Source organism: Virgisporangium aliadipatigenens (genome assembly GCF_016863615.1).
GTDB lineage: Bacteria > Actinomycetota > Actinomycetes > Mycobacteriales > Micromonosporaceae > Virgisporangium > Virgisporangium aliadipatigenens.
Genome location: NZ_BOPF01000018.1, coordinates 98,606 through 114,737, shown reverse-complemented (window position 1 = coordinate 114,737; position 16,132 = coordinate 98,606). Strand labels below are relative to the sequence as shown.

The window sequence follows — 16,132 nt, the reverse complement described above, 5'->3', positions numbered from 1 at the left end:
TGGCGGGCGCTCATCCGGAAGGGATGATGCGGGACGGCACGCCGTCGGCGACCCTCCACAGTGCACTCTCCACAGTGGACGCGATGGGACGGAGCTGCCAGTGGCCGAGCCGGACGCCGCGGCGTTGCACGCGTTCGTGGTGGAGGTCGGCCGGGCGCTGAACCTCGCCGGCACCGCGGTCAGCGAGACGCAGGAGCGCCTGATGCGCATCGCCGCGGCGAACCATGCCGGCGACGCGCGCATCATCGTGCTGCCGACGGCGATCGTCATCACGCTCGGGCCGGCCGGGCCGACCAGCGTCGAGGCCGTGCCCCGGCTCTCCGCACCGCTGCGCCTGGACCAGGTCTCCGCGCTGTACGACATCGTGACGCCGGCCGAGTCGGGCGCGCTGGACCCCGTCGAGGGGCTGCGCCGGGTCCGGGCGATCCGCGACCTGCGGCCGCGCTACGGGCGGTTGCTCTCGGTGCTCGGCTACACGGCGATGACCGTCGGCCTGTGCCTGATGGTGGGGGCCGCACCGGCGGAGATCGGCGTGATGGCCGGGCTCGGCGCCGTGGTGGCGGTGCTGGTGCGGTTCGCGCGCGGGCGGCGCAGTCTGGTGCTGCTCGTGCCGGTCGTGTCGGCGGTCCTCGTGTCGGCGCTGACCTTCCAGGCCGTCCGGTCGGGCATCGCCGATCCCGGCCTGCGGACGCTGATCGTGCCGCTGATGACGTTCCTGCCGGGGAGTGCGCTCACCACGGCGACCGTGGAGCTGGCCTCGGGCGAGATGGTGTCCGGGGCGAGCCGGGTCGTGTGGGGCACGTTCCAGTTGCTGCTGCTGGCGTTCGGCATCGTGGCCGGGGCCGACCTCGTCGGACTGTCCAGAGAGGACATCGACCTGCCGTCGCCGGGCGGTGGGCTCGGCTGGTGGGCGCCGTGGGTCGGGCTGCTGGTCTTCGGGGTCGCCGTCGCGGTGCACTTCTCGGCGCCGCGCGGCGCGCTGCGGTGGCTGCTGGTCGTTCTTCTCGCGGCCTGGCTGGGCCGGCTGCTCGGCGACCGGATCGCCGGTGCCGCGGTCAGCGGGTTCCTCGGCGCGCTCGCCATGACGCCGGTCGCGCTCGCCGTCTCCCGGTTGCCCGGCGGGCCGCCGTCGCAGGTGACGTTCCTGCCGGCGTTCTGGCTGCTGGTGCCGGGCGCGGGCGGGCTCGTCGGGGTCACTCGGGCGGTCGCCGACCCGACCGCCGCCAATCCGCAGGATCTGGTGCAGCCGCTCGCGTCGGTCATCGCCATCGCGCTCGGCGTGCTCTGCGGCGCGTCGCTCTACCGCGGCCTCGCCGGCCGTCGCGGGAGGTGATTTTCCGATGGAACGTCGTCACGCGCTGCCCGGCGGCGTGGTCCTGCTGCTCGGCGCCGCCTGCGCGGTGATCACCGTCGCCGGCCTGCACGCGGCCGCCCCGCTCGCCGGGCCGGTCCTCTGCGCGCTGGTGATCACCGTCGCGGTGAGCCCGTTCACCGCCTGGCTGCGCCGGCGCGGCGCCAAGGACTGGCTCGCCGTGGCAGCCACCGTCGCGACCGTCCACACCGGACTGATCCTGCTGATCGGCAGCCTCGCCCTGTCCGTCGCGCGCCTGGCGAACCTGCTGCCCCGGTACGAGGCGGAGTTCGCGGCGCTGCCGGATGCGCTACGGCGCCTCGGCATCCCGCCGGAGACCGTCGCCCGGCTGGCGCAGGACGTGCTCGGCGGAACGCTCGGCGTGCTCAGCGGCGTGGTGCTGCTGCTGGCGGTCGCGCTGTTCATGGCGATGGACCTCGCGTGGTTCCCGCACCGCCTGGAACTCCTCGCCGCCCGGCGCCCCGACCCGGTGGGCGCACTGCGCCGGTTCGCCCGGGGGACGCGCCGGTATCTGGTGGTGTGCACGGCGTTCGGGTTCGTGGTGGCGGTGGTGGACACCGCGGTGCTGTGGGCGCTCGACATTCCGCTGCCGGTGCTGTGGGGGCTGCTCGCGTTCGTGACCAACTACGTGCCGAACGTCGGCTTCGTCGTCGGGCTCGTCCCGCCCGCTCTGCTCGGACTCCTGGAGGGCGGGCCGCGGCTGCTGGTCACGGTGATCGTGCTGTACAGCGTCGTCAACTTCGTGCTCCAGTCGGTGATCCAGCCGAAGGTCGTCGGCGACGCGGTGGGCCTGTCGGCGACGGTGTCGTTCCTGTCGCTGGTCTTCTGGGGCTGGGTGCTCGGGCCGCTCGGCGCGCTGCTGGCCGTTCCGCTGACGCTGCTGGTGAAGGCGCTGCTGGTCGACGCCGATCCGGCGACCCGCTGGGCCGGGCCGTTCCTGGCCGGCGAGCGCTGAAACCCGGCGAGCGGCTGGAGGCTCAGTGCAGCAAGGCTTTCAGCAAAATCATCAGCACTCCGAACATCCCGGCGGTCGCCGCCGACAGCAGCCGCTCGCCGGTGGACAGCGCGCTCTGGCGGCCCATCTCCCAGCCGGCCACGCAGAGCAGCGCCGTGCTGCAGCCGAGTGCCCAGCCGATGGCGGCGCTCAGTGACGTTCCCACGGAACGGAGCAGGACCAGGACGAGCAGGGGCAGCCAGGAGGCGGTGACGATCTCCCAGCCCCGGGTGAGGTGACGGCGGACCTGGCGCCGGTCGAGACGGTGACCCTCGTGGATCCGCTCGGCCAGCAGGCCGGCGTAGCGCTCGGCGGCCCAGTAGACGATGAGGGTCACCAGGACGGAGAGGGCGACCGCGACGGCGGAACGCGCGTGCGAGGCGGCCATCACGGCGGCGCTCACGATGATGCCGTAGATCCCGTCGGCCGTCGCCTCCCGGTCGACCCGTCGGGCACGGACCCGCAGCATTGTCACGCCCCAGGATCGACCCGGCGGGCCGGCGGCGGCATCATCCGGGCCGCATGAGCGGACGCTTGCGGGAGCTCATCATGGGGCACTGTGCGCTCGCGTCTCGTGGCGCCGGTGAGCGCAGCGAGCCGGCGGCATGAGAGCACCGGCAGATGGCGCAACATTCCCCCGTTGCCGGCACCTCCACAGCCAACGATTCTGGTCGATGAGTCGAGAAGGGGGAAACGGAATGGCCAACGAGAACCTGCCCACCGTCTCCAGGGGAGACACCGGCGAACCCGTCTGCCACGCGCAGCGCGCACTGCGCCGCAACTGCGGGGTCGTCCTCGACGTGGACGGCGACTTCGGCCCGGCGACCGAACAGGCGACGAAGGACTTCCAGAAGTCGGTCTCCCTGCCGGTGACCGGGATCGTCGACGACCCGACGTGGAAGGCGCTGCCCGACGGTTCGGCCATGCCGGTCCTGCGCGCCGGCTCCGTCGGCGACGACGTGCGCGGCCTCCAGCGGGCCCTCACCGCCGGCGCGGTCGGCCTGTGGGAGACCACCCCGCAGGGCGTCGACGGCGAGTTCGGGCCCAACACCGAGGCGTCGGTGCGGGCGTTCCAGGCGTGGGCCGGCATCGACGTCGACGGCGTCGTCGGCGTGGACACCTGGGGCGTGCCGGTCACCCTCGAGGCGGTCACCGGACTGCAGCACGTCGTCCACGTTCCGCCGGACTGCTAGGGCCTGTCCACAGAGGACGGTCGGTTGCCGCGAGGGGGCCGGCCGTTCGCGCGTTCATCCGGACGGGATGAGGTGGCCGTCCGGTCCACGCCCGACAGTGGTGCGATGCGAACAGAGGACCGCGCCTGGTACGGGATCGACACGGCCACGGCCGCCCGCGCGCTGGGTGTCGGCGTCGAGCGCGGCCTCGATCCCGCGGAGGCGCGGCGCAGGCTCGACGCCGACGGGCCGAACCGGCTCGCCACCACCCGCGCGGAGTCGCCGTGGCGCGCCTTCGCCCGCCAGTACCGCGACTTCATGCAGATCGTCCTGCTGGTCGCCGCGCTGGTGAATCTGGTGGTCACCCTCGACGTGGCCACCTCGGTCGTGCTCTTCGGGCTCACCGTCTTCAACGCCGTCGTCGGCCTGCGCCAGGAGTCCAAGGCGGAGGAGAGCGTCCGCGCCCTGGCGAACATGATGCGCACCACCGCACGCGTGCGCCGCGACGGCCGTTCCGTGGAGATCGACGCGGTGGAACTCGTCGCCGGTGACGTGGTGCTCGTCGAGGCCGGCAACCGGATCCCGGCCGACGGGCGCATCGTGACGGCCGCCGCGCTCGAGATCGAGGAGGCCGCGCTGACCGGCGAGAGCGTGCCGGTGCCGAAGACCACCGCGCCCGTTCCCGGCACCGACGTGGCGCTCGGCGACCGCACCTGCATCGCCTACATGAACACGTCGGTGACCCGCGGGCGGGGCGAGTTCGTCGTCACGGCGACGGGCATGCGGACGGAGATCGGCCGCATCGCCGGGCTCCTCGCCGGCACCGAGGCCGACCGGACGCCGCTGCAGAAGCAGCTCGACGGGCTGTCGCGAATCATCGCCACGATCGCCGCCGGCGCCCTGGTCGTCGTGGTGCTGCTGGGGCTGCTGCGCGGGCAGCCGTTCGACACGCTGTTCATCACCGGGGTGGCGCTCGCCGTCGCCGCGATCCCGACCGGGCTGCCCGCCGTGGTGACCGCGCTGCTCTCGCTGGGCACCCGCGAACTGGCCCGCCGCGGCGCCATCGTCAAACGGCTGCCGGCCGTGGAGACGCTCGGTTCGACGTCGGCGATCTGCTCGGACAAGACCGGGACGCTGACCCTCAACAAGATGACGGCGCGCGAACTGGCCTTGCCCGGGCAGAACCGCTACACCGTCACCGGCGAGGGCTACGGCACCGACGGCGAGATCCGTCACGTCGGCGGCGAACGCATCGACCTGGACGCGTACCTGCTGCCGATGGTGCTGTGCGCCGACGCGGTGCTGAACGGCGCGGAGCTGATCGGGGACCCGACCGAGGGTGCGCTGGTGGTGCTCGGCGCCAAGGGCGGGCTCGACCCGGAGAGCACCCGGCAGCGGTACCCGCGGGTGGCCGAGGTGCCGTTCGACTCGGAGTACAAGTTCATGGCGACGTTCCACCGGATGAACGCCGACGACGGAGCGCCGGTGGTGCGCTGCTACGTCAAGGGGGCACCGGACGTGCTCATCGCCCGGGGCAGCGCCTACCGCGACCCGGACGGCTCGCTCGTGCCGGTGACCGCCGGCAACCGGCACCTCGCCGAGGCGGCCAACGCGGAGCTGGCCGCGCGCGGGCAGCGGGTCATGGTCGTCGCGCAGCGGGACCTCGACCCGGACGCCTTCGACGCCGGCGGCGACCTGCTCGGGCTCGTGCGGGAGCTGACGCTGCTGGCCATGGTCGGCATCGTCGACCCGCCCCGGCCGGAGGCGAAGGCGGCCGTCGCGCAGTGCCGCCGCGCCGGCATCCGGGTGCGGATGATCACCGGAGACCACGCGGTCACGGCCGCGGCCATCGCGACGGAGCTGGGCATCGAGGGCCGCGCCGTGACCGGCGCCGAGTTCGCCGCGATGAGCGACACCGAGCTGCGCGCCGCCCTCCCCGACATCGGCGTGGTCGCCCGGGTGGCGCCCGAGGACAAGATCCGGCTCGTCCGGCTCCTTCAGTCCCGGGGGAACGTCGTCGCGATGACCGGCGACGGCGTCAACGACGCGCCCGCGCTCAAGGCCGCCGACATCGGTGTGGCCATGGGCATCACCGGCACCGAGGTCTCCAAGGAGGCCGCCGTCATGATCCTCACCGACGACAACTTCGCCACCGTCGTCGGCGCCGTCGAGTACGGCCGTTCGCTCTACGACAACCTGCTCAAGTACCTGCGCTTCCAGATGTCCACGCTGGTCGCCTACATCGCCATCTTCCTCGGCGCCGGCCTGTTCGGGATCGCCGGCGGCGTGCCGCTGAACCCGCTGCAGATCCTCTGGATCAACATGGTCGTGGACATCCCGATCGCCGTCGCGCTCGGCTTCGACGAGCCCAGGCCCGGCCTGATGAACCGGGGGCCGCGCCCCGTCGGACGGCCGGTGCTGTCCACAGTGGACTGGATCCGGCTGGTCGGGCAGGGGTTCCTGATGACGGTCGGATCCCTTGCCGCGTACGGGATCGGCGGGTCCACGGCGCTGCTCACCACGCTCTCGCTCTTCCATCTCGCGGCCGGCGTGCTCACCCGCGAGCCGCGCGACACCGTGTTCAGCCGGGCCGCGCTGCCCGGGATCCGCCAGCTGCGCCGCTACGGCATCGCGCTGCTCGCCGTCGTGCTCGTGACGGCGTTCGACGCGTTGCAGCGCATCGTCGGCACGACCGCGCTGACGTTCGCGCAATGGTGCGCGTGCGCCGGCATCGCGGCCTCGCTGGTCGTCGTGGAGGAGACCGCCAAGCTCGTCGCCCGGCACCGTTCAGCGCCGCGGGCGGTGCCCGCCGGTGCCCGCTGAGTCGAAGGGAACGTCATGTCGTTCAACCTGCGCAACCGCGTACTGCTCACCGAACTCGACTTCACCCCGGGGGAACTGCGCTTCCTGCTGCGGCTCGCGGCACACCTCAAGGACGCCAAGTACGGCGGCTACGAGCAGCCCCGCCTCGCCGGCCGGAACATCGCCCTCATCTTCGAGAAGACCTCGACGCGCACCCGTGCGGCGTTCGAGGTCGCCGCGCACGACCAGGGGGCGCACGTCACCTACCTCGAACCGACCGGCTCCCAGATCGGGCACAAGGAGTCCATGAAGGACACCGCCCGGGTGTTGGGGCGGATGTTCGACGCGATCGAGTACCGCGGCTTCGCGCAGGAGTCCGTCGAGACGCTCGCCCGCTACGCCGGCGTGCCCGTGTGGAACGGCCTCACCGACGAGTTCCACCCGACGCAGACGCTCGCCGACGTGCTGACCATGAGCGAGCACTGCGACCGCAGCATCACCGACATCGCCTACTGCTACCTCGGCGACGCCCGCAACAACATGGGCAACTCGCTGCTGGTCATCGGCGCGAAGCTCGGCATGGACGTGCGCATCTGCGCGCCGGAGGCGCTGTGGCCGGACGAGAAGCTGGTCAAGACGTGCCGCGACATCGCCCAGGACACCGGTGCCCGGCTGACGCTCACCGACGACGTCGACCGCGGGGTGCGCGGCGTCGACTTCCTCTACACCGACGTGTGGGTCTCCATGGGCGAGGACGAGAGCGTATGGCGCGAACGGATCCGGCTGCTGCGCCCGTACCAGGTCAACGCGGAGACGGTCCGACGCACCGGCAATCCGCGGGTGCGCTTCATGCACTGCCTGCCGGCGTTCCACAACCGCGACACGGCCGTCGGCGAACGCATCTTCCGGGCCGAGGGGCTCGACGCGCTGGAGGTCACCGACGACGTGTTCGAGTCCGACCGTTCCGTCGTCTTCGACCAGGCGGAGAACCGCATGCACACGATCAAGGCGGTCATGGTCGCCACGTTGGGCGGCTGAACGATGCGAGTCGTCGTGGCCCTCGGCGGCAATGCCCTGTTGCGGCGGGGCGAACCGCTGACCGCCGACGCCCAGCGGGCCAACATCCGCGCGGCCGCACCGGGGCTGCGCGCGGTCTCCGCCGAACACCAACTGGTGCTGTCGCACGGCAACGGCCCACAGGTGGGCCTGCTGGCGGCGCAGTCCACCGCCTACAGCGAATCGGCCCCGTATCCGCTCGACGTGCTGGGCGCGCAGACCGAGGGCATGATCGGCTACCTGCTCGAACAGGAGCTGCGGGGCGCCCTCCCGCCGACCGTGCCGCTCGCCACGCTGCTGACGATGGTCGAGGTGGACCCGGAGGATCCCGCCTTCGCCGATCCGACGAAGTTCATCGGCGCGATCCTCGGTGCGCAGGAGGCACGGCGGCTGGCCGCACAGACCGGGTGGGAGTTCCGTCCGGACGGCACGCACTGGCGGCGGGTCGTGCCCTCCCCCGAACCCCGCCGGATCCGCGAGATCCGGCCGATCCGCTGGCTGCTCGACCGCGACGTGGTGGTGATCTGCGCCGGTGGCGGCGGGATCCCGACCCTGCCGGGAAACGGCACCGACGCGGCCGTCGGCGTGGAGGCCGTCGTGGACAAGGACCTCACCAGTGAACTGCTCGCCCGGGCGGTCGACGCCGACCTGCTCGTGATGGCCACCGACGTCGACGGCGTCTACACCGACTGGGGAACGCCCCGCCAGCGCCGCCTCGTCCGGGTGTGCCCCGCCGACCTGAACGGCCTGCCGGTCGCCGCCGGCTCGATGGGGCCGAAGGTGCGCGCCGCCGTCCGCTTCGTGGAGCACACCGGCAACCGGGCCGTCATCGGGGCGCTGCGCGACGTCGCCGCGCTCGTGGCGGGCGACGCCGGCACCCAGGTCGTCCCGGAAAAGGCTTTGGTACGAGAGGAGCAGAGATGAGCGCGCCCCGGGACGGCGCGGCGCCGTCTGGACCGAGGAGCGCAGCGACGAGGGAAGACGGCGCCACAGAGCGCCGGCCCGGGCTTGCGCGGGCAACAGAGAGCAGCTTCGGTGTCCACTCCGAGGTCGGCAGGCTGCGCAAGGTGCTGGTGCACCGCCCGGACCTGAGCCTGCGCCGGCTCACCCCCGGCAACCACGACGAGCTCCTCTTCGACGACGTGCTCTGGGTCGAACGGGCGCAGGCCGAGCACGACGCGTTCGTCGCGCTGATGCGCTCCCGTGGCGTCGAGGTGTACCACGTCGTCGACCTGCTCGCCGAGGCCCTCGGCGCGAGTGCGCAGGGGCGGCGGCGGCTGATCGAGCTGGTCGCCTCGGAGTACACCGTGGGGCTCTCGCTCGTCGACGAGGTCCGTTCGGTCCTCGACCTCCTGTCGGCCCGCGACCTCGCCACGCATCTCGTCGGCGGGTTGACCGTCGCCGAGGCCGGCATTCCGCTGGAACGCCACCGGGGCACGTCGCTCGTGGCGGCCGCGCTCACCGACCCGAACGCGTTCGTGCTGCCGCCGCTGCCCAACACGCTGTTCACGCGGGACTCCTCGTGCTGGATCTACGGCGGCGTCTCGATCAATCCGATGTACTGGCGGGCCAGAAGGCTCGAGGCGTACAACGTCGCGGCGATCTACCGCTACCACCCGATGTTCGCGGACGCGAAGTTCGAGTACTGGTATCCGCCGCTCGGCGAGGGCGACCGGTTCCGCGCCGACGACTTCGGCCGCGCGACGCTGGAGGGCGGCGACGTGCAGCCGATCGGCAACGGGACCGTCCTCATCGGACTGAGCGAGCGCACCCAGTCGCGGATGATCGAGCAGCTGGCGCGTGCGCTCTTCGACGCCGGCGCGGCGGAACGGGTGATCGCCGTGGCCATGGGCCGGGACCGGGCGCACATGCACCTCGACACCGTGTTCACGATGCTCGACCGGGACACCGTCACGCTGTACCCGAAGGTCGTCGACAACGTGCGCGCGATCAGCCTGCGGCCGGGGCCGCGCGCCGGGACGTTCCACGTGACAAGGGAACCGGATCTGCTCACGGCGGTGGCCGACGCGCTCGGCCTGGACCGGATCCGGGTCGTGGAGACCGGCGGCGACGAGTACCAGCAGGCGCGCGAACAGTGGGACGACGGCAACAACGTCGTCGCGATCGAACCCGGCGTCGTCATCGCCTACGAGCGCAACACGCACACCGTGGAGCGCATGCGGGCGGCCGGCATCGAGGTGCTCACGATCGAGGGCTTCGAACTGGGCAAGGGCCGCGGCGGCGGGCACTGCATGACCTGCCCGCTGCTGCGCGATCCGGTCTCATGAACGACCGCACCGGCTTCGGCCTCGGCGCCGCCGTCGCGCTCATCATGGGCAGCATCATCGGCGTCGGCATCTTCAACCTGCCCACCTCGCTGGCGGCGTTCGGCCCGATCAGCCTGGTCTCGATGGCGTTGACGACCGTCGGGGCGCTGGCCCTGGCGCTGCTGTTCGCGGCGCTGTCGCGCCGGATGCCGGCCGACGGCGGCCCGTACGCCTACGCGCGGGCCGCGTTCGGCGACGGCGTCGGCTTCCTCAACGCCTGGTCCTACTGGATCACCGCGTGGGCCGGCAACGCGGCCATCGCCGTCGGCTGGGTGCTCTACGTGGAGGTGTTCGTCAACACCGGACACCACCGCTTCTTCTCCGTGCTGCTGGTGCTGCTCGGGCTGTGGCTGCCGGCGCTGGTCAACCTCTCCGGCGTGCGGACCATGAAGGCGGTGCAGGTGTGGACGACGGCGCTGAAGTTCGCGGCGCTGGCGTTCATGGCCACGGTGGGGCTGTTCTTCGTCGAGCCGGCCAACCTCACGCCCTGGAACGTCAGCGGCGAGTCGACCGTCACGGCGATCGGCGGCGGCATGGCGATCGCGCTGTTCAGCTACCTCGGCGTGGAGGTCGCCTCGGTGGCCGCCGCCAAGGTGCGCGACCCGGACCGCAACATCGGCCGGGCGACCGTGCTCGGCACCCTCGCCACCGCCGTGGTGTACCTGCTCTCGCTCACGGCCGTCTTCGGCATCGTGCCGACGGCGGAACTGGCCGACTCGACCGCCCCGTACGCCGACGCGGTCGACGCGATGGTCGGCGGCACCTGGGCCGGCGCCGCGATGAGCGTGGTCGTCATCGTCTCCGGCCTCGGTGCGCTCAACGCCTGGACGATGATCTGCGCGGAGATGCCGCTCGCCGCCGCGCGCGACGGCCTGTTCCCGCAACGGTTCGCGACGCTGTCGCGCCGCGGCGTGCCGGCGTACGGGGTGGTCTCCTCCACCGTGCTCGCCTCGGTGGCGGTGCTGGTGAACTATCTCGGCTCCGGCGGCACGACGGTGTTCACCACGCTGGTGCTGATGACCGGCATCACCGCCGCGATCCCGTACGGCTTCTCGGCCGTGGCGCAGCTGGCGCGGTTGCGCTCGGCGTCGGGCCCGCGCGTCGTGCGGGACACCGTGGTCGCGGTCGTCTCGCTGGTCTTCGCCGTGCTGTTCGTCTGGTACTCGCGCAACACCGGTCAGCGGCCGCTGGTCTACTGGGCGCCGTTCCTCATGGCGGGCGCCGCGCTGCTGCTGGGCGTTCCGGTGTACCGCGCCCAGCGCCGACGTTCGGCCGTCACCGGGCGCGGCTGACGCACCCCGCGGACCGTCCTCAGTGGACGGTCCGCAGGCCGTGGTCGCTGGTGTTGAGGCGCCGCCCGCCGTCCGCCGTCACCGTGACGATGTCCTCTATCCGAACGCCGAAGCGCCCCGGCAGGTACACCCCGGGTTCGATGGAGAAGCACATCCCCGGCAGCAGCCGCTGCTTCTCCCCCGCCACGAGGTACGGCGGTTCGTGCGTGGTGACCCCGATGCCGTGGCCGGTGCGGTGCACGAACCATTCGCCGTAGCCGGCGTCGGTGATGACCGTGCGCGCCACCCGGTCGATGTCCTCGCAGGCGACGCCGGGGCGCACCGCCTCGAACGCCGCCTGCTGCGCCCGCCGCACCACGTCGTGCACGCGGCGCAGCTCCGCGTCCGGCGCGCCGACGACCACCGTTCGGGTCGTGTCGGAGCCGTAGCCCTCCTTCAGGCCGCCGAAGTCGAGCACCACCGCGTCGCCCGCGCCGATCTGCCGCGGCCCGGCGCCGTGGTGCGGGTTCGCCCCGTTGGGTCCCGAGCCGACGACGGTGAAGTCCACCTGTTCGTGGCCGTAGTGGCGGAGCAGGTCGGCGAGATCGTCCGCCACGTCCACCTCCCGCCGCCCCGCGAACGGCATGCCCAGGATCGCCTCGTAGGCGGCGTCCGCGGCGGCCCCGGCCGCGCCCAGGCGGTCGACCTCGGCGCCGTCCTTCACCGCGCGCAGCATCGGCAGGCACTGGGTGAGCGGCCGGTACGCCGTGTCCGGCCGGACCCGCTGCAACGCCAGCAGATGCATCGCCCAGGTGGCGTCGGAGACCCCGTAGCGGCCGCCGAAGCGCAGCAGCTGCGACACCTCGCGGCACGGGTCGGTGCCGTCCTGCCAGGGCACCATGCGCAGTGCGCCGGCGGCGGGCGCGGCCTCGGCGTCGGGGCGTTCCAGCGCGGGGACGACCAGCGCCGGCTGCTCGTCCGGGCGCAGCACGAGCAGGGTCAGCCGTTCCGTCTCGGCGGTCGGGCGGTATCCGGTCAGCCACACCAGGTCCGGGCCGGGCGCCACCAGCACCCCGGCGAGCCCCGCGGTCCCGGCCGCGGTCACCGCCCGGCCCATCCGCCTCGCGTACTCGTCCGCGTCGAACCGTTCACCGGTCATGTCCGCCTCATCTCGCTCGGGTCGCGCGCCCGGACGGGCGGCCGCGCCCCCATCCCAGCGCGGCCCGCCGGCGGGCGGATCCTCCGCAGTGGGCGAGCCGCCGGTGCCGCGGCGTTCATTCGCGCCGGGTGATGTCCCGCGCGGCGCGCTCATCGAGCATCTACCTCATCGGGCGAACGGAGCGGAGGTTCCCGCATGGGGGTGCTGTACACCATCGCCGTCCTCCTGCTGGTCGGCGCGGCGGCTGTCGACGGCTACCGACGGAGGCGGTTCGCCCGGGCGGGTGGGACCTTCCGATGCCGCGCGAGGGCACCGGGCGGCCCACCCGCCTTCTGGCCGGGACTGCGCACACACTGGTCGCGCCGGCTGACGGCGCGCTGGTACGACAACGTGCTGGTGATCCGGCGCGGTCCGATCCTGGATCGCGCGGCCGTCCTGCCGGTGCGCGCGTGCGTCGACAACCGGCGCGCCGTCGACAGGGAGAAGCCGAGACTGTGCGGCAAGCAGCCGCTGGTGCTCGAACTGACGCTGGCCGACGGCCGCCGGGTCCTCGTCGCCGCGGCCGAGCAGGCGCGGCAGGAACTGGTCGGCCCGTACCTCTCCGCCGCCCTGCGCGGCCTGCCCGACGGGCCGGCACCCGAACGGCGGATCCGGCGGGCCGGCGGCGGCGACCCGGACGGGGGCGAGCGATGGGACGAAAGGAACCGACAGCGATGAGCGTGACCGTCGCACGACGCGCGGGGCTGCGCGGAACGGCCGCAGAGATCGCCGGCATCGCCGCGGTCGTCGGCGCCGCGAGCCTCATCGCGTTCGTGGCCAGGCGCAGCCGTCGGCGGGCGATCCGCCACCACCAGAGAAGGGAGTCCACTGTGGACATCAGCGGCGACGTGGGACCGGTCGACCTGGCGGTCATCAGGTTCACCGGCAACCGCTTCACCGGCGAGGTCGCACCCGCCCTGCTCGGGCTGGTACGCAACGGCACCGTGCGGATCTTCGACGCGTTGCTGGTCACCAAGGAGGCCGACGGGCGGGTGGGCTCGCTGGAGATCGGCGACCTCGGCCCGGACCTGCGGCCGGCGTTCGTCGCCGTCGACGGGCAGGTCGGCGCCGGGCTGCTCGAACCGGAGGACGTCGCCGAGGTCGGCGCCGATCTCGAACCGGGCACGTCGGCGCTGCTGCTGGTCTTCGAGAACACCTGGGCCGCGCGCTTCTCCGGCGCGTGCCGGCGGGCCGGCGGGGAACTCGTCGACATCGCCCGGATCCCGGCCCAGGCGGTCGCCGAGACGCTGGAGCGCTTCACCCACGCGGGCCGGCCGATCGGCGCCTGAGACCCGCCGGACAGAACAGGAGCACACATGGGACTCATCAGCGGGATGGTGCGCACGGCCGTCGTCGCAGGGACGGCGACCGCGGTGTCCAACCGGGTCACCCGGCGCCAACGCGCCCGGTGGGCAGCGCAGGACTACTCCGCCGTTCCCCCTGCGGGGATGCCCGTCAACCACGAGATGCCGGAGGACGACCTCGCCTCCGAGCTCGACCGGCTCACCGTGCTGCACGCGCAGGGCCGGCTCACCGACGCGGAGTTCGCCGCGGCCAAGGCCAAGGTCCTGGAGCGGTGAACGACGGCCCGGGCGACCGCGCGGCGCCCACCCGACCGCCCCGTCCGGCCGTCACGACGACCGTCGGCCTCCTCGCTGTCGTGGCGGTGGCCGGCCGGACGGGGCCCCCGGGCACCGCGCTGCTGCTCGGGCCGATCGCCTCCGTCGGTGCGTTGTGCATCGGCCGGGTCGCCGGACTGGATGCCGACGACCTGGGCCTCGGGCGCCGGACCTGGCGCACCGGCGCGGCCTGGGGGGTGGGCTGCGCGGCCGCGGTCGCCGCTTGCTACGCGGCGGCCGCGGCCATCCCGGCGGTGCGGCCGGCGTTCCACGACGCGCGCTACGGACTCGATCCGGGCGCGGCCGCCCGCACGGCCTTCCTTGTCGTTCCCCTGGGGACGGTGCTCTTCGAAGAGGTGGCGTTCCGCGGCGTGCTGTGGGGGCTGGTCCACGCCGCGAAGGGCCCCGGATGGGCGACCTCGGTCTCGTCCGTCCTCTTCGGACTGTGGCACGTCCTCCCCTCGTTGCGCCTGAACCGGGTCAACCCCGCAGTCGCGGGGCTGGTCGGCACCGGTCGGGCGGGACAGGCCACGGCGGTGGCCGGCGCGGTCGCGTTCACCGCCGTGGCCGGGGTGGTGCTGTGCGAACTGCGCCGGCGCAGCGGCAGCCTGTGGGCGCCGTTCGGGGCGCACTGGGGCACCAACGGGCTGGGCGTCCTCGTCACGGCCGGCCTGTCCCGATGAGGCGACTCTTCCGCCGGTGGCGCTACGGGTACGCGGGGCTCGCCGGCGCGGCGACGTTCCTGTGCCTGTCGTTGACGCCGTCGCTGCTCCCGCGCGGACACGTGATGCAGGGCATCCTCGGCGGCGTCTCCGCGGCGATCGGCTACGGCCTCGGCGAACTCGGCGCCTGGCTGGTCCGTCAACTGACCGGACGCGCGCTGCCGCGCCCCTCGCGGGCGGCGTGGTGGTGGCTCGCCGGTGCCGGTGGCGCGCTCGTCGCGCTCTTCCTCTGGCTCGGCGCCGGATGGCAGCGCGACCTGCACCGCCTGAACGACCTCCCGCCGCCGCCCCGCGCCGGCATCCCGCTGGTGCTGCTGCTCGCCGTCGCGACCGCCGCGGCACTGGTCGGCCTCTGCCGGCTGCTGCGCCGGGCGGCCCGGTGGCTCGGGCGCACGCTCGGCCGCTGGATCCCGCCGGCCGCCGCGCGGGTGGCCGGCGCCGTCACGGTGCTGGTGCTGGCGCTCGGTTTCGTCGACGGTGTGCTGGTCGGCGGCGCGTACGCCGCGGTCGACGACGCCTTCCGCACGGTCAACGGCGAGACGAAGCCGGACGTGGCGGCCACGACCGACCCGCTGCGCTCCGGCGGCCCCGGCTCGCTGGTCAGCTGGGAGTCGCTCGGCAACGAGGGGCGCACGTTCGTCCACAGTGGACCGGACGCGGCCGCGCTGCGCGCCTTCACGGGTGGCGGGGCACAGGACCCGATCCGGGTGTACGTCGGGCTCGGCGCCTCCCCCAGTTCCCGCGAACGGGCCGCGCTCGCGGTGCGCGAACTGGAGCGCACGAACGCGTTCTCCCGCAAGGTCCTGGTGGTGGTGACCACGACCGGCACCGGCTGGGTCGACGAGAAGGCCGTACGGCCGCTGGAGTACATGTACGGCGGCGACACCGCGATCGTGGCGACCCAGTACTCCTACCTGCCGAGCTGGATCTCCTTCCTGGTCGACAAGGAACGCGCCCGCGAGTCCGGCCGGGACCTCTTCAACGCCGTCTACGCCGCCTGGTCGCGGCGCGCCGCGGAAGTCCGGCCGAAGCTGCTGCTGTTCGGGGAGAGCCTCGGCTCGTTCGGCACGGAGGCGGCGTTCACCGGCGTCGACGACATCCGCAACCGCACCGACGGCATGCTCCTCGTCGGGCCGCCCAACCGCAACGAACTGTGGCGGCGCATCGTCGCCGACCGGGACGGCGGCAGCCCGGAGATCCTGCCCCGCTACGCGCACGGCACCACGGTCCGCTTCGCCGGCGACAGCGTCGCCGACCTCGACGAGCCCGACGGCGCCTGGGAACGCCCGCGCGTGGTGTACCTGCAGCACCCGTCCGACCCGATCGTGTGGTGGGCGCCGCGGCTGGCCGTCGTGCGGCCGGACTGGCTCACCGAGAAGCGCGGATCCGACGTGTCACCGGCGATGCACTGGCTGCCGTTCGTGACGTTCTGGCAGGTGTCGGCGGACCTCGCCCGCGCGGCGGCGGTGCCGGACGGCCACGGGCACAACTACGGCACCGCACCGGTGGCCGGTTGGGCGGCCGTCGCGCCACCCGACGGGTGGACCCCGGAGCGGACGGCCGCCCTCGCCGACATCATCGCCGGCTGACGCTCCACTG

Annotated in this window: 15 protein-coding genes; 13 read left to right on the top strand and 2 right to left on the bottom strand. The window is 73.3% G+C overall.

The features are described 5' to 3' along the window. The first annotated feature begins 100 nt into the window (after window positions 1–100). Window positions 101–1,333: a threonine/serine exporter family protein gene (locus tag Val02_RS23890; RefSeq protein ID WP_203901413.1), complete on the top strand. Its 1,233-nt coding sequence runs from the start codon at window positions 101–103 to the stop codon at window positions 1,331–1,333. A 7-nt stretch (window positions 1,334–1,340) separates the two neighbouring features. Next, complete coding sequence (locus tag Val02_RS23885) at window positions 1,341–2,327, top strand: AI-2E family transporter (protein WP_203901412.1); 987 nt, start codon at window positions 1,341–1,343, stop codon at window positions 2,325–2,327. A gap of 22 nt (window positions 2,328–2,349) precedes the next feature. Here the strand turns inward: Val02_RS23885 and Val02_RS23880 are convergent, their stop codons facing one another. Beyond that, window positions 2,350–2,835, bottom strand: coding sequence for a hypothetical protein (locus Val02_RS23880; RefSeq protein ID WP_203901411.1), 486 nt, complete (start codon window positions 2,833–2,835; stop codon window positions 2,350–2,352). A 229-nt stretch (window positions 2,836–3,064) separates the two neighbouring features. Here Val02_RS23880 and Val02_RS23875 point away from each other — a divergent pair, with 229 nt between their 5' ends. The 6 genes from Val02_RS23875 to Val02_RS23850 all read left to right on the top strand — a co-directional run bounded on the left by Val02_RS23875 (window position 3,065) and on the right by Val02_RS23850 (window position 11,015). Then, on the top strand, window positions 3,065–3,559 hold the full coding sequence (locus tag Val02_RS23875; protein WP_203901410.1) for a peptidoglycan-binding domain-containing protein: 495 nt from the start codon (window positions 3,065–3,067) through the stop codon (window positions 3,557–3,559). Window positions 3,560–3,664: 105 nt separating this feature from the next. Next, complete coding sequence (locus Val02_RS23870; RefSeq protein WP_203901409.1) at window positions 3,665–6,361, top strand: cation-translocating P-type ATPase; 2,697 nt, start codon at window positions 3,665–3,667, stop codon at window positions 6,359–6,361. Window positions 6,362–6,376: 15 nt separating this feature from the next. Continuing rightward, entirely contained in the window at window positions 6,377–7,378 is a 1,002-nt protein-coding gene (locus Val02_RS23865; protein ID WP_203901408.1) for an ornithine carbamoyltransferase, read from the top strand. Window positions 7,379–7,381: 3 nt separating this feature from the next. Beyond that, entirely contained in the window at window positions 7,382–8,320 is a 939-nt protein-coding gene (arcC, locus tag Val02_RS23860; protein ID WP_203901407.1) for a carbamate kinase, read from the top strand. After that, window positions 8,317–9,684: an arginine deiminase gene (locus Val02_RS23855; protein ID WP_203901406.1), complete on the top strand. Its 1,368-nt coding sequence runs from the start codon at window positions 8,317–8,319 to the stop codon at window positions 9,682–9,684. The genes arcC and Val02_RS23855 overlap by 4 nt, the downstream gene beginning before the upstream one ends. Next, a complete protein-coding gene (locus Val02_RS23850; protein ID WP_203901405.1) occupies window positions 9,681–11,015 on the top strand; it encodes an amino acid permease in 1,335 nt (444 codons plus the stop codon). The genes Val02_RS23855 and Val02_RS23850 overlap by 4 nt, the downstream gene beginning before the upstream one ends. 19 nt (window positions 11,016–11,034) lie before the next feature. Here Val02_RS23850 and Val02_RS23845 read toward each other — a convergent pair whose 3' ends face one another. Then, window positions 11,035–12,153, bottom strand: a complete 1,119-nt coding sequence (locus tag Val02_RS23845; protein ID WP_203901404.1) for an aminopeptidase P family protein — start codon at window positions 12,151–12,153, stop codon at window positions 11,035–11,037. A gap of 195 nt (window positions 12,154–12,348) precedes the next feature. On the opposite strand from Val02_RS23845, the gene Val02_RS23840 reads away from it, so the two are divergent. The 5 genes from Val02_RS23840 to Val02_RS23820 are packed head-to-tail and all read left to right on the top strand — an operon-like array spanning window position 12,349 to window position 16,122. Then, window positions 12,349–12,870 (top strand): hypothetical protein, encoded by a 522-nt coding sequence (locus Val02_RS23840; RefSeq protein WP_203901403.1) that lies wholly within the window; start codon window positions 12,349–12,351, stop codon window positions 12,868–12,870. After that, window positions 12,867–13,481, top strand: a complete 615-nt coding sequence (locus Val02_RS23835; RefSeq protein ID WP_203901402.1) for a DUF6325 family protein — start codon at window positions 12,867–12,869, stop codon at window positions 13,479–13,481. The genes Val02_RS23840 and Val02_RS23835 overlap by 4 nt, the downstream gene beginning before the upstream one ends. A 27-nt stretch (window positions 13,482–13,508) precedes the next feature. Then, window positions 13,509–13,772: an SHOCT domain-containing protein gene (locus Val02_RS23830; protein WP_203901401.1), complete on the top strand. Its 264-nt coding sequence runs from the start codon at window positions 13,509–13,511 to the stop codon at window positions 13,770–13,772. Next, window positions 13,769–14,494: a CPBP family intramembrane glutamic endopeptidase gene (locus Val02_RS23825; protein ID WP_203901400.1), complete on the top strand. Its 726-nt coding sequence runs from the start codon at window positions 13,769–13,771 to the stop codon at window positions 14,492–14,494. The genes Val02_RS23830 and Val02_RS23825 overlap by 4 nt, the downstream gene beginning before the upstream one ends. Continuing rightward, a complete protein-coding gene (locus Val02_RS23820; protein ID WP_203901399.1) occupies window positions 14,491–16,122 on the top strand; it encodes an alpha/beta hydrolase in 1,632 nt (543 codons plus the stop codon). Before Val02_RS23825 ends, Val02_RS23820 begins: the two co-directional genes overlap by 4 nt. Window positions 16,123–16,132 lie beyond the last annotated feature (10 nt).